Here is a 25,295-nt window from a genome sequence, read left to right as displayed (position 1 = left end):
ACCTGCGCGTCACAAGAAGCGCTGCCAGGCCGCGCACAGCGCAGCGGCCCGGGTGGATACGGCTAGTACGCGCCCGGATCGGCGCTGAAGCTGACAGGCACGGTGATCGTGGCCTGCCCCCCATTGATCAGGTTCACCCCCAGGCTGACGCTGGTGCCGCCGGCCGCACCGCCACTGGCGGCGCTGCAGGTGCTGCCGGCCGAGGCACTGCAGGTCCACGGCGCGCTCAAGGTGGCGCCCGCCGGCAGCGTGTCGCTGACCTGCGCGGCGGTCACCGCATCGGGGCCGGCGTTGCTGACCGTCAGCACATAGCTGGCGCTGCCACCGGGTGTATAAGTGGCACTGCCATCGCTCTTGCTGATCGACAGATCGGCCTGGCGCGTGCGGTTGGTGATGCGGCAGACCACGGTGAGCGGCTGCGCCGCCAGCGCCGGCGCGGTGAAGTTGAAGCTCTGGCCGGTGCCGCTGCTGAGCGTGGTGCCGCCCTGGTCCTTGCACTCCCAACTGCTGGCGTAGCGCGCCAGGACCGTGGCGGTGCCTGCGGTTTCGGCCAGCGTGTAGACCGTGCCCGGTGTCGTAACCACTGCCGGGGTGGCACCGTTGTTACCCACGTTGGCCACGCTGGCCAGCACCGTGGCCCCCTGTGCCACGCTCAGGTTGAACACACCGGTATCGGTGGTCGGCGCCAGCGTCTTCACCAGCTGCACGGTGGCCGCGCAGCTCTGCGAAATGCTTTCCACCGTGAACACCGCCTGGCCGATGCGGATGCCCAGCAAGGCCAGCAGGTTGTCGACCACCCCGCCCAGCACCGCCGTCAGCACCGGTCCCACCAGTGCATTCACCACGGTGCGCAGCGGTGGCAGCAGGGTGGATACCAGCGCGTTGACGATGGTGTTCACCGGCAGTGGCAGGGTAACCAGCGCGTTGACCAGACGCACAACCGGCGTACCGCTGGTGATGGTCACGTCCAGCGAATTGATCAGCGAGGTGACCATGGTGCTGGCGCTGACCGTGCCCGCGGTGAGCGTGCGTGTCTGTGGAAATGCGCCGGGTACCACCACCGACTGCAGGCCGGGCGTGGCCGTAGCGACGGCGCGCACCGACACGGTCAGCGGAACATCCACGTCGGCCACTTTCACGGCACCGGCCAACAAGCTGACCGCCACGGTGACGTTCAACGTGGTGGCGTTGATCGGGGTCACGCTGGCCGGCGTAAGCACGGCGCTGCGGTTGAAGAACACCGCGTCGCTGATCGTGCCCACATACAGGTTCACCAGGCCCGGCCGCGCCTGCAGGGTGACCGCGTTGCTGGCCAGGCTGACCGCGCTGATGGTGCCTTCGGCGCGCGCCACGTCCGCGTAGACCGACAGATGCACCAGCGAGGCATTGATGCTGGTGCCCGACAGCGAGACCAGCCCGCCCACGTTCAGTCCGTTCACCGCCGAAATCAGCGGCGCCACGTTCAGGCCCTGCACGACGTCGAAATCCAGCTTGAGGCGGATCGCCGCGCTGTGGAAGCTGGTACCCACCGGGCCGCAGTTGAACACCGGCGGTTCGACCACCTGCGCCCACACGCGCACATTGGCCAGCCCGCCCAGACCCAACGGCGCCAACTGGGCGGTGGTCAGGGTGATCGGCGTGGGCGTGGTGACTACGTTGCGGAAGTTGTACAGCTGCACGCCGCCGGTGATCAGGTCCAGCACGTCCAGGTTCACCGTGGCCAGCGAACCCGGCGGCAGGCTGACCTGCAGCAGATCGGCCAGGCGGATGTTGCCGGTCAGCCCGCCGATGGACGGGCTGAGCAGACCCAGCGCGCTGGCCGCGGCGGTCTTGCCGTCGGCCTGCAGCACCGACACCATCGCCGCCTGCAGCTGGGCGAGGGTGATGTTGGCGTTCAACACCTGGCTGGGATCACTGACCACCACGCCGCCGTTGAGCTGGGTCAGCAGTGCGTTGAGATTGATGTCGGCGCCGGCCAGATTGTTCCAGTCCAACGCGGTGAGCTGGACGCTGGTGCCGGGCAGCAGCGTGCTGAACAACAGATTCAACACCGGGCTCTGGGTGGAATCGACCGACACCAGGCGGGGCCCAGCCGAAACACAGGCGCCATTGGCGGTACAGGCATCCTGGGCGCGGGCCGTCGGCACGACCATTATTAATGTGCACAGGATCACACTAAATAGCAGGACATTTACTTTGGTGAGTAACACTGACACCCGCTTCACGACTGAAGCCTTATCCATCGCCCCATCCCCTGCGCCGCGGCTGCACGCGCCCAGCACCGCCCGGACATTGCCGGTGATGAGGCATGTGACGCACACTGGCTTCGATGTTTCTGATGTTTTCCGGCGCTGCGTGGCCGGTTGAGCGATTAATTACGTTTGCGCGCGCAGGGGTCAAACAAGACGGCGTGAAGACCGTAGTAAGCAGCACTGTCGCCAGGGAGGAGACGATGGGAAACCCAGGTGTGGCAAGGGCAGACAGTCATTCTGTACAGGCACGTAAAAGAATCGCTGCCCGGTAAGTATCGATAACCACCCATCAACTAGGGACAGGGAAAGGGGGAATACCGATGTTGTCGATGGCTGATCGAATCCGCGGTGCACGCACGGCGGCTGGACTTTCACAGACACAGCTGGCGGAGGAAACCGGGGTGAAGCGCAGTGCGGTCGCGCAATGGGAGCGGCGCGGCGGCACCCATCCCAGCGTGTCGCATCTGGCCCGGATCGCGGTGGTGACCCAGGTCCGTTTCGAATGGCTGGCCACTGGCCGCGGCTGCGGCAAGCCGGGCGATGAGGAACTGGGGGCGGCGCCGCCCAGCGCGGACTACGCGCGCAATGACCTGGAGGGCAACATCCTGTCGCTGGTACGGCGGCTGCCGCCGCGCAAGCGCCAGGTGGCGCACGACATCATCGAGATGCTGGGCGTGTGACGCTGCGGCGTGCCTGCCGGATTACAGGCGGGCGCGCGGCGGCAGCGACCAGTCGATCGGCGCCTGGCCCTGGCGCTGCAGGTAGTCGTTGGCCATCGAGAAATGGCGGCAGCCCAGGAAACCGCGATGTGCCGACAACGGTGAGGGATGCGGCGCTTTCAGCACGCGGTGGCGGCCGGTGTCGATCACCTTGCCCTTCTTCTGCGCGTACGCGCCCCAGAGCATGAACACCAGGCCGTCGCGCTCGCGGTTCAGCACGTCCACCACGTGGTCGGTGAAGCCTTCCCAGCCGCGGCCCTGGTGGGCGCCGGCACTGCCCTCCTCCACCGTCAGCACCGCGTTCAACAGCAGCACGCCACGCTGCGCCCACGGCAGCAGGCAGCCGTGGTCGGGCCGGGCAATGCCCAGGTCGCCTTCGATCTCTTTGTAGATGTTCAGCAGCGAAGGCGGCACCGGCACGCCGGGCGGCACCGAGAAGCTCAGGCCATGTGCCTGACCCTGGCCGTGGTAGGGGTCCTGCCCCAGCACCACCACCTTCACCTGCTCGAACGGGGTGGCGTCGAACGCGGCGAAGATCTGCGGCCCCGGCGGGAACACCGCCGCGCCGCTGGCCTTGCGCTGGCGCAGGAACGCGGACAGCTCGCGCATCTGCGGCTGCAGCAGGTAATCGCCCACGCGCCGCTTCCAGCTCGGCTCCAGCTGGATCGCCGGGGTTTCCACTACTTCGTCGATCATTTCAATACGGGTCCATCGTTCAAGCGGGCCAGGCGCAACTGGAACAGCACCTTGGTCACCAGCAGGCGTTCTTCGATCGGCTTGAGCACCAGATCGTTGGCACCGGCCTGCAGCAGGCCGGTCTGGTTGTGCGGATTGCCGTCGCCGGTCATCACCAGCACCGGCAGGCGGCGCTTGCCGTAACCGAAATCCACGCGCACGCGCTGCACCACGTCACGCCCGCTCAGTTCCCCCTTCAGGGTCACGTCGGTCAGCACCAGGTCGATGCGGTGGCGGCTGCGGCCCAGCGATTCGGCGGTGAGCAGGGTGAAGGCTTCTTCGGCACTGACCACGTGCAGCACGTTCAACTGCTGCCGTTCCAGCATGCGCTTGGTGGCCTCGGCCACCACCCGGCTGTCTTCCACGTACAGAATGGTGGCGCCAGGAATGGTCTGCGGCTGCACGTAGCCACGGATGAACGTCGCCAGGGCTTCGTGGCCCAGCGACTTGTCGAAATAGTCGGTAACGAATTCGGTGAAGCGGCGCTGCTCCAAGTGCTGCTGCGCGTCGCCAGACACCACGATCACCGGCACGTAGGCCTGGCCGGCGGCCTCGCGCACCTTGCGGGCCAGGTCCAGGCCGTCGCCATCGCGCAGGGTGAGCGAGGTGGTGACCAGATCCACCGGCCCCTGCGCCAGCACCTGCTGCGCCTCTTCAATGCTGTCGCAGCCGATCACCTCCACGCCGGGCAGGTCGCGCTGCAGCACGTCGGCAATCAACTTGCGGACCAGCTTGGAACCGTCGACCACCATCACCCGCGTCGCGGGCCCTTCAATATGCTTCAGCGCTTGCGGTTGCATGCAGGTCTCAGGTGTCGGTGGGGCGGGTCTGGCGCAGGAAGTGGCCGGTGACCAGCCACGCCCCCAGCCAGCCCAGCAGCAGCGTGCCCAGCAGCACCAGGCTGCCGTGCAGCAGGTCCAGCCCGTGCAGTACGAACGGGCTGCCGTAGCTGCGCGAAAGGTCGGCCAGCGGTGCGCGCAACGCGGCACCGGCCACGCCGATCAGCGCGAGCGCCACGGCACCGGCGCCCAGGCCATACCACGCGCCCAGGTACAGGAACGGGCGGCGGATGAAGCCATCGCTGGCGCCCAGCAGCTGCAGCACGCCGATTTCCTCGCGGCGGGCCTGGATATCCAGGCGCACGGTGTTGCCTACCACCAGCGCCGCGCCCACGCCCAGCAGCGCCGACAGCACCTGCACCAGCCGCGCGCCGAACGCCAGCCAGGCATCCAGTCGCTTGCGCCACAAGGCATCGTGCTGCACCAGGTCGGCACCGGTCAGGCTTTCCAGCGCGCGCGCCAGACGCGCGTCATCCTGGCCCTGCGCCGGGGTCACCACCAGCAGCGAGGGCAGCGGGTTGTCGTTGAGGGCGTCGATGGCCTCGCCCAGGCCGGCCTGGCGCAGTTCCTCCAGGCCCTGTTCGGGCGTGCGCACGGCCACGTTGGCCACGTCCTGGCGGTCGCGCAGTTCGCCGGCCAGGCGCAGCGCGCCGGGACCGTCCACATCGGCCTTCAGGAACACGTTGATGTCGCGCGACTGCTGCACGCTGCCGGCGAACTGCTTCAGGTTGTCCAGCGCAATGGACAGCCCCAGCGGCAGCGCCAGGGCCAGCGCCATGACCATCACGGTCAGCAGGGTGGCCCACGGCTTGCGGCAGGCGCGGCCCAGGCTGAACACCACGCTGTGCACGTGGTGCTGGATCCACACGCCCAGGCGCGAGGGTGCGGCGGCTTCGGCGCTTTCGTTCTTGGCCATCGGTTACTCCGCCAGATCCTGCGGCGAGATGTCATCCACCAGCCGGCCGTGGTCCAGGATCAATACGCGCTTGCGCATGCGCCGCAGCAGCGGCAGGTCGTGGCTGACCACCAGCACGCTGGTGCCGCGCGAAGGCAGTTCGGCGAACAGGGCCATGATCTCGGCGGCCAGGGTCGGGTCGAGGTTGCCGGTCGGCTCGTCGGCCACCAGCAGCTTGGGTTCGCCGACGATGGCGCGGGCAATGCCGACGCGCTGCTGCTCACCGGCCGACAGCTGCGACGGCAGTGCCTTTTCGCGGTGGCCCAGGCCCATGCGTTCCAGCACCGAGCGCACGCGCTTGCCGATATCGGCCCGGCGCGTGCCGCGCAGGATCAGCGGCAGGGCCACGTTCTCGGCGATGGACCGGTCCATCAGCAGGCGATGGTCCTGGTAGACCGCGCCGACCGCGCGACGGTGGCGCGGCACATCGCCACCGCGCACCTTCAGCAGGTTGCGATCGTCGAACACCACCGCGCCGCGGCTCGGTCGTTCGTCCAGGTGGATAAGCCGCAGCAGGGTGCTCTTGCCCGCCCCGGAATGGCCGGTGACGAACAGCATTTCGCCGGGGGCCACTTCGAAGCTGACATCGATCAGCGCCTCATGGCCACCGGCGTACTGTTTGCTGACATTGTCAAAGCGCAGGACACTCATGCCCCGATTATGCAGGACCGACGCGACGCCTTGGTAGCGCCAGGCCATGCCTGTGGGTGCCGACCGTGGGTGGTGGGTGCCGACCGTGGGTCGGCACGCCGCTAAAGCCACCCGACCAACGGTCGGGTGCTACCGGTCCTGCTGGGTGGGCGCCGATCAGCTGCCCGACAGCATCCGGCGGATCTTGCGGCCGATGCGGGTCAGGAACGAATCACCGGTATCGGCGGCGGTACGCACCGGCTTGGCCACCACCTGCACCGGGGTGACCGGGTTGGCGCCGTTGCCCGACGCGGTCTGCACGCCTTCGGCGCCTTCCACCGGGCGGCCGTGGCGACGACGACGGCGCTTGCGCGGCTTGCGCTCGCCCTCGGCGGCGCCTTCCACTGCACCTTCGGCGCGCGGCGGGCGCGGCGGACGCGGGGCCTGGGCCACGGCGGCCTCGGCACCCTCGACCGGCGCGGCGGCCGTCTGCTCGCCTTCCACGCGCGGCTTGCGCGGGCCACGCGGGCGACGCTCGCCACTGCGCTCACCGTCACGGCGCTCGCCACGGCCACCGCCGGAGCGGCCACCACTGCGGCCACCGCCACGACGCTCTTCCTCGGCAGCGCGGGCTTCGCGCGCTTCACGGAAGATCTGGCCGACGCTCTCGTTCTCCTCGCCTTCCTCGCCCGCAGCCGGGGCCGGACGTTCCGGGCGCGGCAGCGGGGTCAGCAGTTCCTTGGTGACCGGCTCGGACGGAATCTTCTGCTCGATGTAGGCCTCGATGTCCGGCAGGCCCATCGCGTAGCGCTCGCAGGCGAAGCTGATCGCATCACCCTCTTCGCCCAGGCGCGCGGTACGGCCGATGCGGTGCACGTAGTCTTCGGCATCGAACGGCAGATCGTAGTTGTAGACGTACTTGATGCCGTCGATGTGCAGGCCGCGGGCGGCCACGTCGGTGGCCACCAGGATTTCCAGCTGGCCCTTCTGGAAGCGGTTGAGCAGGCTCTCACGCTTCTTCTGCGGCACGTCACCGGACAGCACGCCCACGCGGTAGCCGGCCTTTTCCAGCGAACGCGCCACGCGCTCGACGAACACCTTGGTGTTGACGAAGACCATGGTGCGCGCGCCTTCGCTGCGCGACAGCAGGCCCAGCAGCAGCGGGATCTTCTCGTCGTCGGCCGGGAAGTAGATGCGCTGGCGCACGCGCGCAGCGGTAATGGTCTCGGCTTCGACCACCAGCTTCTGCGGCTCGTTCATGTGTTCGTAGGCCAACTCCAGCACGCGGTGGCTGAGGGTGGCGCTGAACAGCAGGGTCTGCCGGGTGGTGCGCTCGGGCATGCGGCGCAGCAGGAAGCGGATGTCCTTGATGAAGCCCAGGTCGAACATGCGGTCGGCTTCGTCCAGCACGCAGATTTCGCAGGCGTGCAGCGAAACCACCTTGTGCTGCTTCACGTAGTCGATCAGGCGGCCCGGGGTGGCGATGATCACGTCCACGCCCTGCTGCAGCAGCTCGCGCTGCTTGTCGTAATCCACGCCGCCGTAGACCAGGGCGAAACGCAGGCCCAGGTCGGAACCGAACTTCACCGCATCCTTGTGGATCTGGATGGCCAGTTCGCGGGTCGGCGCCAGGATCAGTGCGCGCGGATCTTCCGGCTTGCGGTCGGCCAGTGCCGGACGCGTCAGCAGGCGGTTTACGACAGCTACCAGGAAGGCCAGCGTCTTGCCGGTGCCGGTCTGGGCCTGGCCGGCAACATCGCCACCGGGCAGCGCGACCGGCAGGGTCAGCGCCTGGATGGGGGTGCAACGGGTGAATCCGGCTCCTTCAAGGCCCGCCTGCAGGGCCGGGTGCAGCTCGAAGGAGGAGAAGGTCAAATCGGTCAGCGGTTTGTCGCTCATGAGTCCGTCTTGGTATGGCCGCCGGCCCGTGGGGCGGCTGGCACTTCATCGTCTAGGGGCACCGTCGCAAACTGCGGCCCCTGCGGCGGGTTGGCAGGCTGGGACCACCCGGTCCGCACGCCGCACAATGCCTCAGTTTACCGCAACCGGGCCGGCAATCCCGCGCACCCGTCTCAGTCGACTGGGAGACGCGCCCTGCGACCCCCTCTTCACCCAGCCACACCGCACTTGAACGCCCCCCGCCGACAGGGGCTGGGCCGGCCGCCGCTTGCCCCCATATCCGGGGAAGACAGTGAAATCCGACACATACCGTCGTCGGACACGGTCACGATACGCTGGGTTCCAGCCAGCCTCTGTCCCCGCGCTGCGATAGGGGTACACTGCCGGCCGTGAGCGTCCAGGCATCCCGCCGAACGCACCGTGGCACACCGCCGCGAGGCAACGACGAGGGTCGCGCCACCGGGCATGGCCCAGTTCACCCACCTCCGGCCTGGCCGGGTGCAATCCAAGACGAGAAACCAAGATGAGCGACAAGGTTGTACACGTCGGCGATGCCGACTTCGATAGCGCAGTGCTGAATTCCAAGGAACCGGTGCTGGTCGATTTCTGGGCCGAGTGGTGTGGCCCGTGCAAGATGATCGCCCCGGCGCTGGACGAACTGGCCGACGCCTACCAGGGCCGCGCCAAGATCGCCAAGGTCAATGTCGACAACAACCGTGCGCTGGCCGCCAAGTACCACGTGCGTTCCATTCCCTACCTGGTCGTCTTCAAGGACGGCGAAAAGGTGGGCGAGCAGATCGGTGCGGTGGGCAAGGCCCAGCTGGCCGGCCTGCTGGACAAGGCCCTGGCCTGATCCTGCTGTTCCACGGCAGCCGCTGACCGCGGCTGCCGCTGGGCGCCCCGCGCCCGCATGAATGCCATTCCCGGTGACCCTTGCAAGGCGCCGCGGGCCGATGATAGTGTCGGCATATCCGGCCGCGTTCGCGTGCCGCACCCTCTGGACGCAGTTTCTTCCAGACCCATTCCCAACGTTCGCCGCCCCAGCCGGGCGCTCGCACCTTCAAGCGAGGAATAACGCTCTTGTCCGATCACACTTCCGAAACCGGCAGCGCCGATGCGCCCGCCGAAAAGCGCGTGCGCAAGCCCCGCGTGAGCAAGGCCGCCGCTCCGGCAGCCGCCGAAACCAGCGCTGCCCCCGCGCAGCCGACCCTGCCGCTGGCAGCCGCGTCCGAAGCGCCGGCACCGGCCGCAGCCGCCCCCGCGCCGAGCGCGCCCGCCGCTGAAGCCCCCGCCTCCGGCGGCGGTGATGCCGGCGAAGGCCGCGAATCCGGCCAGCCGCGCCAGCAGAACCACCAGGGTGGTCAGGGTGGCGGCCAGAACCAGGGCCAGAACAACAACCCGTACAACCAGAACGGCCAACAGGGCCAGGGCAACCGCCGCGACCGCTTCCGCAACCGTCGCGACCGTGACCGCAACCGCGGTGGCCGCGATGACGGCATGCCGCAGGACGGCGGCGAGCAGCAGCCCTTCGTGCCGCGCCCGCACGCCAACGTGCCGGAAGGTTTCCCGGTCTATTCGCTGAGCGACCTCAAGCGCATGCCGGCGCAGAAGCTGCTGGAAATCGCCGAGCAGCTGCAGATCTCCGAAGGCGTCGCCCGCGCCCGCAAGCAGGACGTGATCTTCGCCCTGCTGAAGGTGCTGACCCGCCACGGTGACGGCGTCGCCGCCGACGGCGTGCTGGAAATCCTGCCGGACGGCTTCGGCTTCCTGCGCGCGGCCGAAGCCAGCTACCTGGCCGGCCCGGACGACACCTACATCTCGCCCAGCCAGATCCGCCGCTTCAACCTGCGCACCGGCGACCACATCTCCGGCCGCATCCGCTTCCCGAAGGACGGCGAGCGCTACTTCGCACTGAACATCGTCGACACCATCAATGGTGAGCCGATCGAAGCGTCGAAGAACAAGGTGCTGTTCGAGAACCTGACCCCGCTGTTCCCGCGTCGCCGCTTCACCCTGGAGCGCGGCAACGGCTCGTCGGAAGACATCACCGGCCGCATCCTCGACCTGATGGCGCCGCAGGGCAAGGGCCAGCGCTCGCTCATCGTTTCCCAGCCGAAGGCCGGTAAGACGATGATGATGCAGCAGGTGGCCACGGCCATCACCACCAACCACCCGGACGTGCACCTGATCGTGCTGCTGATCGACGAGCGCCCGGAAGAAGTGACCGAAATGCAGCGCACCGTGCGCGGCGAAGTCATCAGCTCGACCTTCGACGAACCGGCCGCGCGCCACGTGCAGGTGGCCGAAATGGTGATCGAGCGCGCCAAGCGCCTGGTCGAACACAAGAAGGACGTGGTGATCCTGCTGGACTCGATCACCCGCCTGGCACGCGCCTACAACAACGTGGTGCCGAGCTCGGGCAAGGTGCTGACCGGTGGTGTGGACGCCAACGCCCTGCACCGCCCGAAGCGCTTCTTCGGTGCTGCGCGCAACGTGGAAGAAGGCGGCAGCCTGACCATCATCGCCACCGCGCTGGTCGACACCGGCTCGAAGATGGACGAGGTGATCTACGAAGAGTTCAAGGGCACCGGCAACAGCGAAGTGCACCTGAGCCGTCGCATCGCTGAAAAGCGTGTGTTCCCGGCCATCGACATCAACCGTTCGGGCACCCGCCGCGAAGACCTGCTGATCGAACCGGAACTGCTGCAGAAGATCTGGATCCTGCGCAAGCTGCTGCATCCGATGGATGAAATGGCCGCGATGGAATTCCTGCTGGACAAGATGAAGAACACCAAGTCCAACGACGAGTTCTTCGGTTCCATGAAGCGATAAGAAGAAAGCCCCGCATTGCGGGGCTTTTTTTTGCCTTGGGAACGCCGCATCCACGCATGGCGTGGATCTACCGGTAGCGCCGGGCCATGCCCGGCGGCATGGGTTTACGCGCAGACCTCGCGCGGGTCCAGGCCGAGGTCACGGCAGATGCGGTCATGGGCCAGGCCGGCGCAGCGCAGGGTGCCGCCCAGCATTTCACTGAGGATGCTGCTGCCGCGGTAGGCCAGATAGCACCACGGCTCCACCGGCACCTTGCCGCCCTGCGCCTGCATCACCACGCGCGCTTCTTCCCACGCACCGCTGAAGTACAGCGCCAATGCGAACTGGCTCAGGTGACGGCGTTCGCGCAGGGACGTACGCCCGGCCAGTGCGTGTGCCAGCCCGGCGGGTTGCACATCCAGCCAGTCCAGCAGCGCCTTGCGCACCAGATCCGCCAGCCCGGACACCCTGCCCGCGCGCACCACGCCGACGATTTCCAGCGGTGCATTGCACTCGTCCACCCACGTCTCGGCCCATTCCACCACGTGCCAGGCGATCACCGCATGCGCATCGCGGCCACGCGGTGCGTGCTCGCTGATCCAGCGCAGGTACGCCCACATCTGCTCATCGCTGCCGTCCCATTTGCCCATGCTGGCCTTGGCCAGCATGTGCACCGACGGCGCGTGGAAGGGGACCATCGCCATTACCTGTGCGAAGCGCTGGCTGCGCGCATCACGTTCGATGTCACACACCACATCGCAATGCAGCAGCCCATAGAACGCCAACGGCGGCGGATTGATGCGCGCGGCCAGTTCCTTGAACCGCGTCTGCGCGGCCTGGAACTTCAGCGGATACGCGCGCCTGCGCGCAGCGGGAATGTCGTCATAGTAGTCCTCGCCGCGTACGCGCCACGCTTCCCCCAGTTCGGCGAAGGCCAGCAGCAACGCAGCATCGGCGGAGTCGGGTTCGGCGGCGAGCCACTGCGCAGCAATCGCCATGGCGTCCTTCAGCTCACCCAGACAGGCATAGAAGTTCACCTGGTCGCCTTCATGTACCCCGGCCATGGTGGCCGAGGCAGACGCGTAGGCGCCCTCGCGCACCTGCTGCAGCAGGGCCTGCGCTTCGCCGACAAGCCTGACATTCACGGTGGAGGCGTACGGCAGCAGCCGCACGCTCTGGAACAAACGCCGCATGATCGTCCTTGTGTGTGAATCCACGCCATGCGCGGATCGTTTCCTGGCGCGCCAGTGTAACGGCGCACCAGGATCAACGGACGGAACAGCATCCCGTTTTGCCGCGCGGACCGGCGTGCGCCCGCACGGGCGCGCGGCTTACGGGCAGGCCACCGCGCCCTCGGCGTTTGCCGTGTTGGCGGTAAGCTTGACCTGGGTGAATGCCGCCGCAAACGGCTTGTCCGCGGTCACCACGAAAGGAGCCTCCACCGCGCCCAGTGCCACACCCTGCTTGGCGAAGCACGCCAGCGGCACGGTCACCGTCTGCTTCTGGCCCGGCGAGAGTCTGCCCAGCAGCGGGGCGATATCCACCCCGCCCTCGCAGCCACTGCCGCACTGCATGGTCACCTTCACCGGCGAGGCCGGGCGCTTCACCAGCTGCACGTCGAACTGCAACGCGCCGTTGCTGCGCGCCAGGGCGCCCAGGTTGCGCCGCGAGGTGCTGCGTGCGATCAGCTGCGCGGGGGCCAACCAGGTCACTTCCTTGGCATCCTGCTGGGTGTTCACCTGCACGGTGCGCACCTGCACCACCGGCGTGGCGGTCGGCCAGCGCAGGGTGGCATTGAGATCATTGCCCAGCGGCTGGGTCGCGCCTGCGGCCGCCACGTGCAGCGCGAACGGCGGCGTGTCGGCGCGGTTGAAGATCGGCAGCACCGTCACTTCGCCGCAGCTGTCCGGGTCGGCTTCGTCGAGCCGGGCAACCCTGCCGCCCTTGGCGTAGGTGAGGCCATAGCCGAGCGCGAACAGCGACGGCTTCTTCGCATCGGGCTGGTCGATCGGTGCCGGGCAGGGCACGCCCGGCCACGGGAAGCTGAGGCGGCCGCGGAAGTCGTGCGCGGGCTTGCCGCCCTTGCCGGCCACCAGCACGTCGGTCACGCCCTTGCCTTCGGTGCCCGGCAGCCAGGCCGCGACGAAGGCGCTGGACAGGTTGAGCAGGTCATTGGTGTACATCGGGCGACCGGACAGGTAGACCGTCACCACCGGCTTGCCGGTTGCAGCCGCGGCCTTCAGCGCGGCCAGGTCCTGCGGGTAGGCACGGCTGTGGCTCACGGTGTCGGAGCCGAGGATGTCGCCGTTGGTTTCCGCATACGGCGTCTCCCCGATCACCGCCAGCACCACGTCGAAGGCCTTCGGGTCGACGCCCTGGCCATCGGCACTGAAGCTGACCTTGTCCGCGCCAAGTTCGGCGCGCAGCGCGCCCAGCACCGAATCGGCGTTGGGGAAATCGGCGTTCTTGTTCTCGGCACCCTGCCAGGTCAGCGACCAGCCACCGGACTGGTCACCGATGTTGTCGGCGCCCTTGCCGACCACCAGCACGCGCGCATCGCGGCGCAACGGCAGCACCTTGTCGTCGTTCTTCAGCAGCACCAGCGATTCGCGCACCGCACGGCGCGCCAGCTCGCGGTGCTGCACGGCGCTGGCATCACCGGCATAGCGGCTGTCGGACGGCTTGTGCTCGAACAGGCCTGCGCGCAGCTTCACCCGCAGGATGCGCGTCACCGCATCGTCGATGCGCGCCATCGGGATCTCGCCCTTCTGCACCTGCGCGGTGGTGTTGTCGATGAAAGCCTTCCAGTCGTCGGGCACCATCACCATGTCGATGCCAGCGTTGATCGCCTGCGCGCAGCTGTCGTTGCGGCAGCCCGGCACCTGGGCGATGCCGTTCCAGTCGGAGACGACGAAGCCGTCGAAGCCCATCTTGTCCTTCAGCGCGTCGGTCAGCAGCGCCTTGCTGCCGTGCATCTTGCCGTAGTCGACGCCGGCGGCACGATCATTCCAGCTGTTGAACGAGGCCATCACCGTCTGCGCGCCTTCGGCCAGCGCGCCGTAGTAGCCCTGCGCATGCACGTTGATCATCGTCGCCTTGTCGACCAGCGCCTCGCCCTGGTCGCGGCCGCTGTCGGTGGCGCCATCGCCAAGGTAGTGCTTGGCGGTGGTGACCACGTTGCCGTCATCCTTGAACGCGCCCTGCGCGCCCTTGACGTAGGCATGGGCGAAACTGCGGATCACCGCCGGGTCGGACGAATAGCTTTCGTAGGTGCGGCCCCAGCGCGGGTCGTGGGCCACCGCCAGGGTGGGCGCGAACACCCAGCCGATGCCGGTGGCGCGCACCGACCGCGCGGTTGCCTCGCCGATACGCTCGATCAGTTCCGGATCGCCGGCCGCGCCCAGGCCGATGTTGTGCGGGAACAGGGTGGCACCCAGCACGTTGTTGTGGCCATGCACTGCGTCGGTGCCCCAGATCACCGGCACCGGCGTCTTCGCATCGGTGGCCAGCGAGGCAGCGTGGTAGGCATCAGCCAGTTTCAGCCAGTCCTGCACGCTGGCGTGCTTGTCCATGCCCGGCCACGAGCCGCCGCCGTTGAGCACCGAACCGATGTAGTAGCGGCGCACCTGCTCAGGCGTGATCGTCTTGATCTCGGCCTGGGTCATCTGCCCGATCTTCTGCGCCAGCGTCATCTGCGAAAGGATCTGCTGCACGCGGCTTTCGATCTGCGCATCGGTGGCGATCGCGCTATGCACGCGCGGCCAGTCCTGCAGGCGTTCGCCGCTGGCCGGTGCGGCACCCACGGGCGCGGCAAGGGCAGCCAGCAGGCAGCTGGCAAGAAGGGTCTGGGTGGGGCGATTCACTGGGCTCTACCTCCGTGGATGAAGTTCCTGGCGTGTTCGGCTGCGGCAACACGTCGGCATGGGCGCTTGCGCACCGCTCCTGACAGCGCTGTCATATAAGGCGTCCCCGCTGCTGTCAATCGTTGTTCGTGTGCAACCGGGCGCGTGTCCCGCAACAGCGGGCTCCGCCGCGCCCATCGCAAGCTGGCGGCCTGCGCGGGTGCTGCATCGCGACACGAAATCGGGAGGTGCCAGCGCCCCTCGTGTCGTGGCAACATCCGCCTGCTTCGGCAACATCGACCGGGCCGGCACGCACTACCATCGCCGCGTGCCCGCCGCCTTCCAGGAGGAACCATCGCACCATGCGCAGTCGAATCGAGGATGTCGCCGCCGTTGCCGGAGTGTCGATCAAGACCGTGTCCCGCGTGCTCAACCATGAGCCGAACGTGCGCGAGCAGACCCGCGAACGCGTGCTGGCGGCGGTGGCGCGGCTGGGCTACAAGCCGAACCTGTCGGCGCGCAGCCTGGCCGGCCAGCGCTCGTATGCACTGGCGCTGGTCTACAACAATCCGTCGCGCAACTACCTGATGGAAATCCAGAGCGGCATGCTGGAAGCGTGTCATGCCCAGCACTACAACCTGATCCTGGGCCCGGTCGGCATCGGCCGCCGCACCCTGCCCGACCTGGCCGCGCTGTTCGAGAACTCGCGCCCGGATGGCGTGGTGCTGATCCCGCCCCTGACCGACGATGAGGTGGTGCTGGCCTACCTGGAAGAGCAGGACATCCCCTTCGCCTGCATCGCGCCACGCCACCCGGAAGGCCGCATCGGCGTGCGCATGGATGAAACCACCGCCGTGGTTGAACTGATCGGCCACCTGGTCGCGCAGGGCCATCGCCGCATCGGCCACATCAAGGGCCCGCGCGCGCACGGTGCCTGCCAGTGGCGCCACGCCGGTTACCGCCAAGCGCTGCGCGAGGCAGGCATCGCCTACGACCCGGCACTGGTGGTCAGCGGCCAGTTCTCTTTCGAGTCCGGCGTGGACGCGGCCAACCTCCTGCTTGACCTGGATGATCCGCCGACGGCGATCTTCGCCGCCAACGACGACATGGCCGCCGCGGTGTACCGCGTGGCGGGCGAACGTGGCCTGCGCGTGCCGCGCGACCTGTCGGTGTGCGGCTTCGACGACACGCCCATCGCGGGCCACATCTACCCGGCGTTGACCACGGTGCGCCAGCCGACCGCGCATATGGGCCGGCTGGCCACCGAGCAGCTGATCGAGCACATCCGCACCGAGACGGCCGGACGCATGATCACGGTCGAACACGCGGTGCTCGATCGCGAATCGACCGCCGCACCGCGCCGGCGCTGACGCCCCCTGCCGCAGCGGACCTGCGCGTCCGTTGCCGGTTCCCACGCATGCGCATGCACGCGAGCGACGGCGGCTTTGCCGTGCGCGATGACAAGCCTGCACGCGCACACTGAGCTGCAGGCGTTGTCCGTCTGTCGTCGTTGTCGTTGTCGTGTCCAGAACCTGTCCTATCGGCCATCGATTCAAGCCATCCAGAGGACATGCACGACATTCTCCGGGCATTGCGTTTGTCCAGCGCTGTCAATCGCACCAACACCTCGCCCCCAGCTCGCTGCACCTGCATCCGCGCAGTTCCGTTCTGCACCGCACAACACGATTCCACCGATCCATTGGCAGCGCTGTCATGGCTGGAAAACCGCTGCAAATGCTGCAACCAAAGGCAATTCATCAGCATGAGCGCGTTCATGGCAACGGTTACATCGCGGCCTGCGCGCACGTTGCCGAGGCGCACTTGATGGCAGTTTGTTGACAACGCTGTCAACCGTCGCTCCAATCCGGCCACGTGCAGTAACCCGCCATCGAGAAGACGCCGCAACGACACCACCGAATTCCCTGGGGAGGGAGCTTCCATGAAGACGTACAAGGCAGTACCTCGCAAGACGATGCTCACTTCCGCGCTGCTGGCAGCGCTCGCTGCACCGGCCTGGGCGCAGGACGCACCTGCCGGCGAAGCTCCCGACCCGGCCACGCTCGATACGGTGCAGGTCACCGGTATCCGCGGCAGCCTGCAGTCTTCCATGAACCTCAAGCGCGACAGCCAGGGTGTGGTTGATGGCATCGTTGCCGAGGACATCGGCAAGTTCCCCGATACCAACCTGGCCGAATCACTGCAGCGCATCAGCGGTGTATCGATCGACCGCACGTCCAGTGGCGAAGGCTCGAAGGTGACCGTGCGCGGCATCGGCCCCGACTACAACCTGGTGCTGTTGAACGGCCGGCAGATGCCGGCGTCCAATCTCGGCAACGGCGGTGGTGGCCTGAACGGGTCGCGCTCGTTCGACTTCGCCAATCTCGCCTCGGAATCGATTTCGGCGGTGGAGGTCTACAAGACCAGCCGCGCCGACAATCCGGCCGGCGGCATCGGTGCCACCATCAACATCAAGACGCTGCGCCCGCTCGAATCGGAACCAGTGATCAGCCTCGGCCTGAAGGCGGTCAACGATTCGTCCAACGACAACCTGCCGCGCACGCTGCAGGGTTCCAACGTGACCGGCGAACTGTCGGGCATCTTCAGCCAGCGCTATGCCGACGACCGCTTCGGCGTGTCGTTCAGTGCCAGCCACCAGGAGCGTGATTCCGGCTTCAACCAGGCCACCGTGGCCGAGGGTTGGGCCACGCTCTACGGCAACAACACCACCGACTGGCGTGCCCTGCCGCAGCCGGGCCAGGGCTACTCGGACCGCATCACCAACCGGCCGGGCCCGAACGATGTGTATGGGCGGCCGCAGAACACCGCGTACAACGTCAACGGCGTGCAGCGCCAGCGCACCAACGCGCAGGCCACCTTCCAGTGGAAGCCGGCCGACAATGTCACGACCACGCTGGACTACACCTATGTCGAGAACAAGGTGCAGCAGCAGCGCAGCGAGCTGTCGGTGTGGTTCAACTACGGCCCGGGCGACAGCACCTGGACCAATGGCCCGGTGGCGGCGCCGATCATCTACAGCGAGGACATGACCAACTCGGACGTGTCGATGGGCGGTGCGCGCCTGGCGACCAAGACCGACATGCACTCGCTCGGCTTCAACGTGGACTGGGAAGTGAACGACGCGCTGGACCTGTCGTTCGACGCACACAGTTCCCAGGCCGAATCGCAGCCGGACAGCCCCTACGGCTCGGCCGGCGTGCTCGGCGTGGCCGCCTTCGTACGCGGCAAGACCACCGTCGACTACAGCGGTGACCTGCCGATCATCAACATCGCCCTGCCGCCGGGGGGCGTACAGGCGTCCGATGCACTGGTCACCGGCTCGGTGTTCCAGAACAGCTACAACAAATCCAAGGTGCAGCAGTACCAGGGCCGCGGCACGTTCCGCTTCGCCGACTACTCGGCACTGGATTTCGGCATCGGCCACACCCAGGTGGAAAACCGCTCGGCCTCGGCCATCATGCAGCGCAATACCTGGGGCGGCCTGGGTTCGCCGTCCGACTATGCCGATGACATCTGGTATGCGGACAACATGGCCAAGTACTTCAAGGCCTTCTCCGGGCACAGCGATCCGCGCCTGACCGGCCAGTTCCTGGTGTTCGATTTCGACCGCCTGATCGACCGCGCCGCGCAGGTCGGCACCGACGCCGATCCGGCCTGCCCGACCTGCTACTACGCGCCCACCGAGTACTCCGAAGACATCCGCACCACCGAAAAGACCCGCAGCGCCTTCCTGCAGTACCGCACCACCTTCGACTGGTCGATGCCGCTGCACGTGGCGGCCGGCGTGCGTTACGAGCAGACCGAAGTGGAATCCAGCGCGATGGTGCGCGTGCCCACGGGCATCAGCTGGGGCTCGGCCAATGAACTGAACATCGTGTACGCACCGGAAAGCAGCTTCGTCGGTGGCCGCGGCAAGTACGACTATGTGCTGCCCAATGTCGACCTGAAGCTGGATCTGAGCGAGACGCTGGCACTGCGCGGCAGCTACAGCCGCACGCTGGGCCGGCCGAGCTGGACGCAGATCCAGAGCGGCCAGTCACTGGCCGACATCGTGCGCACCCAGGGCGGCAGCGGCAGCCGCGGCAACCCGGGGCTGGAGCCGCTGATCTCGGACAACTTCGATCTGTCGCTGGAGTGGTACTACGGCGAAGGCAGCTACGCCTCGGCCGGTTTCTTCCGCAAGAACATCAAGAACTTCATCAGCGACACCGTGGTGCGCGAGAACGCCGGCAGCCTGCACACGCCGGTCGGTGGTGCGTACTGGAACGAGGCGCTGGCCTCGTGCGGCGGCACCGACATGCCGTGCATCCGCGATTACATCTTCACCAACCACGCCGGCGACCCGGGCGTGAACTTCACCGGGGTCAATTCGGCCGGCCAGCTGACCGGCACCATCGAAGGCCTGCCGACCGACCCGATTGCCGGCTTCGACATCACCGTGCCGGCCAACCAGCATTCGGACCACCTCGATGGCTGGGAAGTGGCGGTGCAGCACCTGTTCGGCCAGTCCGGTTTTGGCGTGGCCGCCAACTACACCAAGGTGAAGTCCGGGCTAACCTTCAACAACCTCAGCCTGGGTGACCAGTACCCGATGATCGGCCTGAGCGACTCGGCCAACCTGGTTGCGTTCTACGACAAGAATTCGTGGCAGATCCGTGCGGCCTACAACTGGCGCGACAAGTTCCTCAACGGCATCGGCGGCCAGGGCCCGAACCCGAACTACACTGCCGCCTACGGCCAGCTCGATCTGAACATCAGCTACGCGGTAAGCGAGCAGCTGAGCCTGAGCCTGGAAGCGATCAACCTGACCGACGAGACCATGCGCACCTACTCGCGCCACACCAACATGCTGCGCTACGCCACCCAGACCGGCCCGCGCTACATGTTCGGCGTGCGTTACAAGTTCTGATCGGCTGCAGTAGTGTGGAGCCGAGCCCGGCCCGGCTCCACACTGCCCCGGATACCCGCGCATGCTGCCCCAGCCCCGCCCCATCGAAGAGATCCACGGCCTGGACCCGGCACAGCTGCACGTGCAGCTGCCCACCTGGACGACGCCGAAGGTGATCCGTGGGCTGGTGGCGCACTGGCCACTGGTGGCTGCAGCGCGCCACTCCGCGGCCGAAGCGGTGGCCCACCTGGCCGGCTTCGACCATGGGCAGATGCCGGTAACGACGACCACCGCCGCGCCCGAGACCCGCGGCCGGTTGTTCTACAACGAAGACATGAGCGGCTTCAATTTCCGCCGCGAACAGATTCCGCTGAAGGTGGTGCTGGCCACGTTGCTGAAGTACGCCAGTGATCCCGCGCCGCCGTCCATCTATGTGGCGTCGACCACGCTGGACAGCTTCCTGCCCGGTTTCAGCCAGGCCAATCCGCTGCACCTCGGCGTGGCCGACCCGCTGGCCAGCATCTGGATCGGCAACCGCTCGCGCATCGCTGCCCACCAGGACGTGCCGGACAACCTGGCCTGCGTGGCGGCCGGCCGCCGCCGCGTCACCCTGTTCGCACCGGAGCAGATCGACAACCTGTACGTGGGGCCGCTGGATTTCACCCCGGCCGGGCAGGCAATCAGCCTGGTCGATTTCCATGCCCCGGACCTGCAGCGCTTCCCGCGCTTCGCGCAGGCGTGGGCGCAGGCCCAGGTGGCCGAGCTGGCGCCCGGCGATGCGGTGTTCATTCCGTCGCTGTGGTGGCACCACATGGAAGGGCTGGAAGCGTTCAACGTGCTGGTCAACAGCTGGTGGCGACCGGTGCCGGCGTGGATGGATTCACCGATGAACGCGCTGATGCTGGCCATCCTTGCACTGCGCGACCTGCCGCCGGAACAACGCGCACACTGGCGCACGATGCTCGACCACTATGTGTTCGAGGCGGGCGAACATACGGCCGCGCATGTGCCGCAGGACGCGCGTGGCGTGCTTGCTCCGCTGGAGGCGGCCGGTGCCGAACGCGTGCGCGATACGCTGCGGCGCCGCCTGCAACGATGACACCGGGGCACCGGAGTTAACCCCGCCGCGCGCGAATGTGCCCATAATGGCGGTTCCCCCACCGTCTGCGCCGGCTGCGATTGTTCGCGCCGCGCTCCGCTGCCGCATGCCACCGATCTCCAACCGCTTGAACCTGGGCAAGCTGATTCTTGCGCTGGCCCTGCTGAGTACGCTCATTGCGTTGGCCAACACCCTGCTGGCCAGCTACCGCGTGCAGCGCGACCAGCTGGTGGGCAATACCCTGGAGGCCAACCGGGTCTACGCCAGCAAACTGGCCGAGACCACGCAGAACTTCCTGTTGTCGGCGCAGCAGCAGCTGGCCTACGCCGCGACCCGGCTGGGTGAAACCGGCCTGGAACCGGAACAGGCGCAGCGCGAGGCCAGCCGCCTGCAGCTGCAGTCCAGCAGCTTCAATTCCTCGCTGGTGGTGAACGTGGATGGCCTGGTCATCGCGACCTCACCGCAGACCCTGCAGCTGCAGGGTGAAGTGCTGAAGAGCGTGGGCAGCCAGCTGGCCCTGGCACGGCGCCAGCCATTGATCAGCGATCCCTACCAGTCGGCCACCGGCAAACTGCTGATCTCGCTGTCGCACCCCATCTTCGACCGCCAGGGCAACTACCTGGGCTACGTCAGCGGCACCCTGTACCTGCGCCAGCGCAGCGCCCTGCACACCCTGCTGGGCAAGCACTACTACCGCGATGGCTCGTACCTGTACGTGGTGGACCACAACGGTCGCATCATCTACCACAACGATGCGAAGGAAGTGGGCACCTACGCGCTGGACAACCCGGCGGTGAAGGCGCTGATGCGCGGCCGTTCCGGCAGCCAGCAGCTGGTCAACAACCATGGCGTGGCCCAGCTGTCCGGCTACGCGCCGGTGCCGGCCACCGGCTGGGGCATCATCGCCCAGCGCCCCACCGAAGCGACCCTGCAGCCGCTGTCGCGCCTGATGAGCTCGGTCATCTGGAATGCCATTCCGCTGGGCGTGCTGTCGCTGCTGATCACCTGGTGGTTCGCACGGCGCATCTCGCTGCCGCTGTGGCAGCTGGCGCGCAACGTGCAGGAAGGCGAAGACACCGGCAACGCCATCAACCACGTGACCGGCATCCGCGCCTGGTATTTCGAAGTGGCGCAGTTGAAGCAGGCAGTGCTGTACAGCTTCAATGCCCTGCAGGACCGCATCGGCTCGCTGAACCGGGCCAGCCGCACCGACCCGCTGACCGGGCTGCTGAACCGCCGTGGCCTGCAGCACGCACTGGAGCTGCTGCAGGCGCAGGGCGTACCGTTCGCGATCGTGGCGCTGGACATCGACCGCTTCAAGTCGATCAACGACACCCATGGCCATGACGTGGGCGATGCCGCCATCGTGCATATTGCCGAGCAGATGCGCCGGCATTCGCGCGAAACCGACGTGCTGTGCCGCGCGGGCGGCGAGGAATTCCTGCTGCTGTTGCCGGGCGTCGGCACCGATGCCGCACGCCAGGCCGCCGAACGGCTGCGCCGGCACATCGCCGACGAAGCCTTCGCCCCGGTCGGCACGATCACCGTGTCGCTGGGCGTCGCCCACTTCCCCAGCTTCCATGCCGACGTGGAGCAGGCGCTGCGGCTGGCCGACAAGGCCCTGTACCTGGCCAAGGAACAGGGCCGCAACCAGGTGGTGGTGTACCCGCACGCCGATTGAGCGTGCGGGCATGGCAGCGCCGCCTCAGCCCAGTGGGGTCAACAGGCGCGGGCCGTCCTGCGTGCCGACCATGTACACGCCACCTGCGGGCAGCAGATCGGTGCCGGTGGCCTGCGCATCCTCACCGGTAATCCACGGCGCCTTCTGGCGCGGGCCCGGAATATAGGCCGACCAGCGGCCGTAGCGTTCGTCGCGGTTGTCGATGTCATAGTGCACGGGCACGCGCACGGTCCAGAACTCGCTGTCCTTGTACTTGCCGGTGGTGGGCGGGGTGAAGGTCCAGCCCTTTGCGGTCCTGACGCTGGCATCTGCCAGGGTCTTGCGCAGCAGGTCCATGGTGCGCGCCGGGCCCACCGATGTCAGGTTGGTCTGCTCGGCCACGACATCGGCCACGGTACCGTCCCGGGCGACCTTCACCAGCAGCAGCACCATGCCCTGCCCGCGCATGGCCCACGCACGCTGCGGGTATTCCGGTCGTGTCAGGCGCAGGCCCTTCACCTCATCGGTACTGGCCCCCTTGCTGGCATTGGCCGGGCCAAAGTTGGCGTCGGCCACCCGCACCTGCATGCTTTCCTCGGACATGTTGTCAGCCAGCAGGCGCAGCCGCACCGCCGTGCTTGCCGGCACGGCAGTGCCGTCCACCTTCACCGGTTCAAAACGCCACTGGCCCACGGTGCTTTCCACCAGTGCGGCAACGCCCTCGCCTACCTTGTCGCGCTTGTCCAGACGGAAGCCTTCCACCTGTCCTTCGCGGCCGATATCGATGACGCCCGTGAGGGTCAGGCTGGCCTCGGCCTGCTTGCGCACTTCCCGCGCGGTCTGCGCCTGCGCGCTGTCGAAGGTCACTGCGCCGGCACCCACTGCCAGGGCCACGGCCAGGAAAAGAGATGTACGCATCACAGCCACTCCTTGTGCATGAAGGCCACAGGCTACCCCATCACGGCCAGGGCATCCAAGGCTCAGGCCAGCCGGTGCGCCCCTGCGTAAGGCGGCGTATCGGGGTAGTCGCCGGCGGCGAAACGGGCCTGCAGCCCCTGCCACCACAGCGGATCGAACAGATGGCGATAGTGCTCGCGCACCGCCGCCAGTTCCTGCGCGGGCAGCCCCATGAATGGGCCGAAGCGCTCGGGGAAAACGTCACGCGGGCCGACATGGAACCAGGGTTCGTCGGCCATGGCCTCTTCCGGTGAGCGCGGCTGCGGCCAGGCGCGGAACACGCACTCGCTGACCAGGCACAGTTCGTCATAGTCGTAGAACACCGCGCGCCCGTGCCGCGATACACCGAAGTTCTTCGGCAGCATGTCGCCCGGAAAGATGTTGTTGCGCGCCATGTCGGTGATCGCCTGCGCGTAGTCCAGCACCGCTGCACGCACGGCGTCGCCGCTCTGTTCGCGCAGGTACAGATTCAACGGCCGGAAACGGCGCTGCACGTAGCACAGCGCGATCTCGATCTCATCGCCATCTTCGCGCACGCTCTGCGCGCACTGCTGCAGCAGCTCGTCCAGCAGCGCCGGGGCGAAGCGCGCGCGCGGGAATCGCAGGTGCCGATACGGCTGCGCGTCCAGCAGGCGCCCCACCCGGTCCAGGTTGAACACCAGCGCGTATTTCTCTTCCACCTGCTGCCGCGACATGGCCTTGGGCCAGGCGAAACGGTCACGTATCAGCTTGAACACCAGCGGATAGCTGGGCAGGGTGAACACCGCCATGACCATGCCCGGCGTGCCTTCGGCATGCACCAGTTGCTCGTTGGGATGGTCGCCGAAATGGCGGAAGAACGTGCGATAACGCTCGGTCTTGCCCTGCTTGGCGCGGCCCAGCACGGTGTACAGCTCATCGATGGGCTTGCCCGGCAGCAGGCTGCGCAGGAACACCACCGCATCGCCCACCGTGGCCAGGTCGGCCTGGAAGTAGCTGCGCGATACACCGAACAGGTGGGCGACATCGCGCCGGCGGGTCAGCACGGCGTCGGCACGCAGGCCGCCGGCATCGTTCACCAGGGCAATCACGCAGGGCGAGAAACGGTGTTCGCCAAATACACGCCCCACCAGGTACGCGCGGCGCTCGCGGTAGAACACCGTATCGAGCAGTTCGATGCTGCGTACCGGCGTATCGCCCCAGTGGGCAAGATCGTCCTGCAGGCGCACCGCGATGGCCGCAGCGCAGCGCAACTGGTGGGCATACGGCACATCGAAGCGATAGTCGGCCAGCACCCGCTGCAGGGCCTCCACTGGCCGGGTGGCCGAGACCGAGTAGGTGTGGCGGGCCACCGGGTGGGTGATCGCATCGGAGGGTTCGATGTCGAAGGCGATGAATTCCACCGCCGGATCCACGCCGCGGGTGCCGAACAAACGCCGTGACAGCGTGTTGTAGAAGGTCTTGTACAGCTCGGCGTCGATCAGCCCCTGCAGCAGGGTGGTGAAGTGCGCATGCACCTGCAGCCACAGCGCGCGCTCGCCTACGGCGTCGCCGGCCAACCTCCGCAGGGCATCCATGCGTTCGGCAATGCACAGGTCGTACAGGGCGATGCGCTCGACCGCGTCCTGGCGTGCGCCGGCCCAGTCGCGCTGCTCGAAGCGGCCACGCGCACGGGCCGTGATGGCAGCGAAACGTGCGTGGTAATCCTCGAAACCGGCCGCGATGGCCTGGGCAAGGCGCAGGGGCAGTTCCGGCGGGAAGTCGAGGGCGGCCATGGGTAAACCATACGCCGCCGTGGGGTGGCTTGTGTAGAGTCGAGCTTGCTCGACTACCTTTCCGTAGAGTCGAGCTTGCTCGACTGCCTTTCCGTAGAGTCGAGCTTGCTCGACTGCCTTGGGTAGAAGCAGTCGAGCAAGCTCGACTCTACGAAGGGCCAGAGCAAAGCAGTCGAGCAAGCTCGACTCTACGAAGGGCCAGAGCAAAGCAGTCGAGCAAGCTCGACTCTACGAAGG

The 25,295-nt window shown here is 67.3% G+C and carries 17 protein-coding genes; 7 read left to right on the top strand and 10 right to left on the bottom strand.

The genetic code is table 11. The features are described from left to right. Positions 1-62: 62 nt before the first annotated feature. Positions 63-2,147 (bottom strand): DUF11 domain-containing protein, encoded by a 2,085-nt coding sequence (locus G4G00_RS15030; protein WP_205515563.1) that lies wholly within the window; start codon positions 2,145-2,147, stop codon positions 63-65. Between the two features lie 434 nt (positions 2,148-2,581). On the opposite strand from G4G00_RS15030, the gene G4G00_RS15025 reads away from it, so the two are divergent. Beyond that, complete coding sequence (locus G4G00_RS15025) at positions 2,582-2,932, top strand: helix-turn-helix transcriptional regulator (RefSeq protein ID WP_240336168.1); 351 nt, start codon at positions 2,582-2,584, stop codon at positions 2,930-2,932. A 21-nt stretch (positions 2,933-2,953) separates the two neighbouring features. Here G4G00_RS15025 and ung read toward each other — a convergent pair whose 3' ends face one another. The 5 genes from ung to rhlB form a co-directional block, all read right to left on the bottom strand. After that, positions 2,954-3,667, bottom strand: coding sequence for a uracil-DNA glycosylase (ung, locus tag G4G00_RS15020; RefSeq protein WP_164274716.1), 714 nt, complete (start codon positions 3,665-3,667; stop codon positions 2,954-2,956). Next, positions 3,664-4,506, bottom strand: coding sequence for a response regulator (locus G4G00_RS15015; protein WP_108757344.1), 843 nt, complete (start codon positions 4,504-4,506; stop codon positions 3,664-3,666). The genes ung and G4G00_RS15015 overlap by 4 nt, the downstream gene beginning before the upstream one ends. A gap of 7 nt (positions 4,507-4,513) precedes the next feature. Next, on the bottom strand, positions 4,514-5,461 hold the full coding sequence (gene ftsX / locus G4G00_RS15010) for a permease-like cell division protein FtsX (RefSeq protein WP_164274713.1): 948 nt from the start codon (positions 5,459-5,461) through the stop codon (positions 4,514-4,516). A gap of 3 nt (positions 5,462-5,464) precedes the next feature. Beyond that, on the bottom strand, positions 5,465-6,151 hold the full coding sequence (gene ftsE, locus G4G00_RS15005; RefSeq protein ID WP_108751049.1) for a cell division ATP-binding protein FtsE: 687 nt from the start codon (positions 6,149-6,151) through the stop codon (positions 5,465-5,467). Between the two features lie 156 nt (positions 6,152-6,307). After that, positions 6,308-8,029, bottom strand: a complete 1,722-nt coding sequence (gene rhlB, locus G4G00_RS15000) for an ATP-dependent RNA helicase RhlB (protein WP_108763058.1) — start codon at positions 8,027-8,029, stop codon at positions 6,308-6,310. A gap of 523 nt (positions 8,030-8,552) precedes the next feature. On the opposite strand from rhlB, the gene trxA reads away from it, so the two are divergent. Both trxA and rho read left to right on the top strand, forming a co-directional pair. Then, positions 8,553-8,882 (top strand): thioredoxin, encoded by a 330-nt coding sequence (trxA, locus tag G4G00_RS14995; RefSeq protein WP_025878607.1) that lies wholly within the window; start codon positions 8,553-8,555, stop codon positions 8,880-8,882. A gap of 227 nt (positions 8,883-9,109) precedes the next feature. Continuing rightward, positions 9,110-10,861: a transcription termination factor Rho gene (gene rho, locus G4G00_RS14990; protein WP_164274710.1), complete on the top strand. Its 1,752-nt coding sequence runs from the start codon at positions 9,110-9,112 to the stop codon at positions 10,859-10,861. 104 nt (positions 10,862-10,965) lie between these two features. On the opposite strand, the gene G4G00_RS14985 is transcribed toward rho, so the two are convergent. After that, complete coding sequence (locus tag G4G00_RS14985) at positions 10,966-12,033, bottom strand: hypothetical protein (protein WP_108754358.1); 1,068 nt, start codon at positions 12,031-12,033, stop codon at positions 10,966-10,968. A gap of 138 nt (positions 12,034-12,171) precedes the next feature. Beyond that, a complete protein-coding gene (locus G4G00_RS14980; RefSeq protein ID WP_164274707.1) occupies positions 12,172-14,703 on the bottom strand; it encodes a glycoside hydrolase family 3 protein in 2,532 nt (843 codons plus the stop codon). 341 nt (positions 14,704-15,044) lie between these two features. Here G4G00_RS14980 and G4G00_RS14975 point away from each other — a divergent pair, with 341 nt between their 5' ends. The 4 genes from G4G00_RS14975 (at position 15,045) to G4G00_RS14960 (ending at position 22,368) form a co-directional block, all read left to right on the top strand. Beyond that, complete coding sequence (locus tag G4G00_RS14975) at positions 15,045-16,052, top strand: LacI family DNA-binding transcriptional regulator (RefSeq protein ID WP_164274704.1); 1,008 nt, start codon at positions 15,045-15,047, stop codon at positions 16,050-16,052. 569 nt (positions 16,053-16,621) lie between these two features. Next, positions 16,622-19,609: a TonB-dependent receptor gene (locus G4G00_RS14970; RefSeq protein WP_164274701.1), complete on the top strand. Its 2,988-nt coding sequence runs from the start codon at positions 16,622-16,624 to the stop codon at positions 19,607-19,609. A 61-nt stretch (positions 19,610-19,670) separates the two neighbouring features. Then, positions 19,671-20,687 carry a cupin-like domain-containing protein gene (locus G4G00_RS14965; RefSeq protein ID WP_164274698.1) on the top strand — a complete coding sequence of 339 codons (1,017 nt, stop codon included), beginning with the start codon at positions 19,671-19,673 and terminating at the stop codon, positions 20,685-20,687. A gap of 106 nt (positions 20,688-20,793) precedes the next feature. Further along, a complete protein-coding gene (locus G4G00_RS14960; protein WP_108754363.1) occupies positions 20,794-22,368 on the top strand; it encodes a sensor domain-containing diguanylate cyclase in 1,575 nt (524 codons plus the stop codon). A gap of 24 nt (positions 22,369-22,392) precedes the next feature. Here the strand turns inward: G4G00_RS14960 and G4G00_RS14955 are convergent, their stop codons facing one another. Together G4G00_RS14955 and aceK are read right to left on the bottom strand one after the other, a co-directional pair. Continuing rightward, on the bottom strand, positions 22,393-23,265 hold the full coding sequence (locus tag G4G00_RS14955; protein WP_240336167.1) for an energy transducer TonB: 873 nt from the start codon (positions 23,263-23,265) through the stop codon (positions 22,393-22,395). A gap of 62 nt (positions 23,266-23,327) precedes the next feature. Then, a complete protein-coding gene (aceK, locus tag G4G00_RS14950; protein ID WP_164274692.1) occupies positions 23,328-25,058 on the bottom strand; it encodes a bifunctional isocitrate dehydrogenase kinase/phosphatase in 1,731 nt (576 codons plus the stop codon). Positions 25,059-25,295 lie beyond the last annotated feature (237 nt).

Origin of the sequence: Stenotrophomonas sp. B1-1, assembly GCF_010894375.1 — a bacterium.
In the GTDB taxonomy this organism is placed as follows: domain Bacteria; phylum Pseudomonadota; class Gammaproteobacteria; order Xanthomonadales; family Xanthomonadaceae; genus Stenotrophomonas.
Note: the sequence above shows the minus strand (reverse complement) of the source record. Positions and strands in the feature narration are given on the sequence as shown.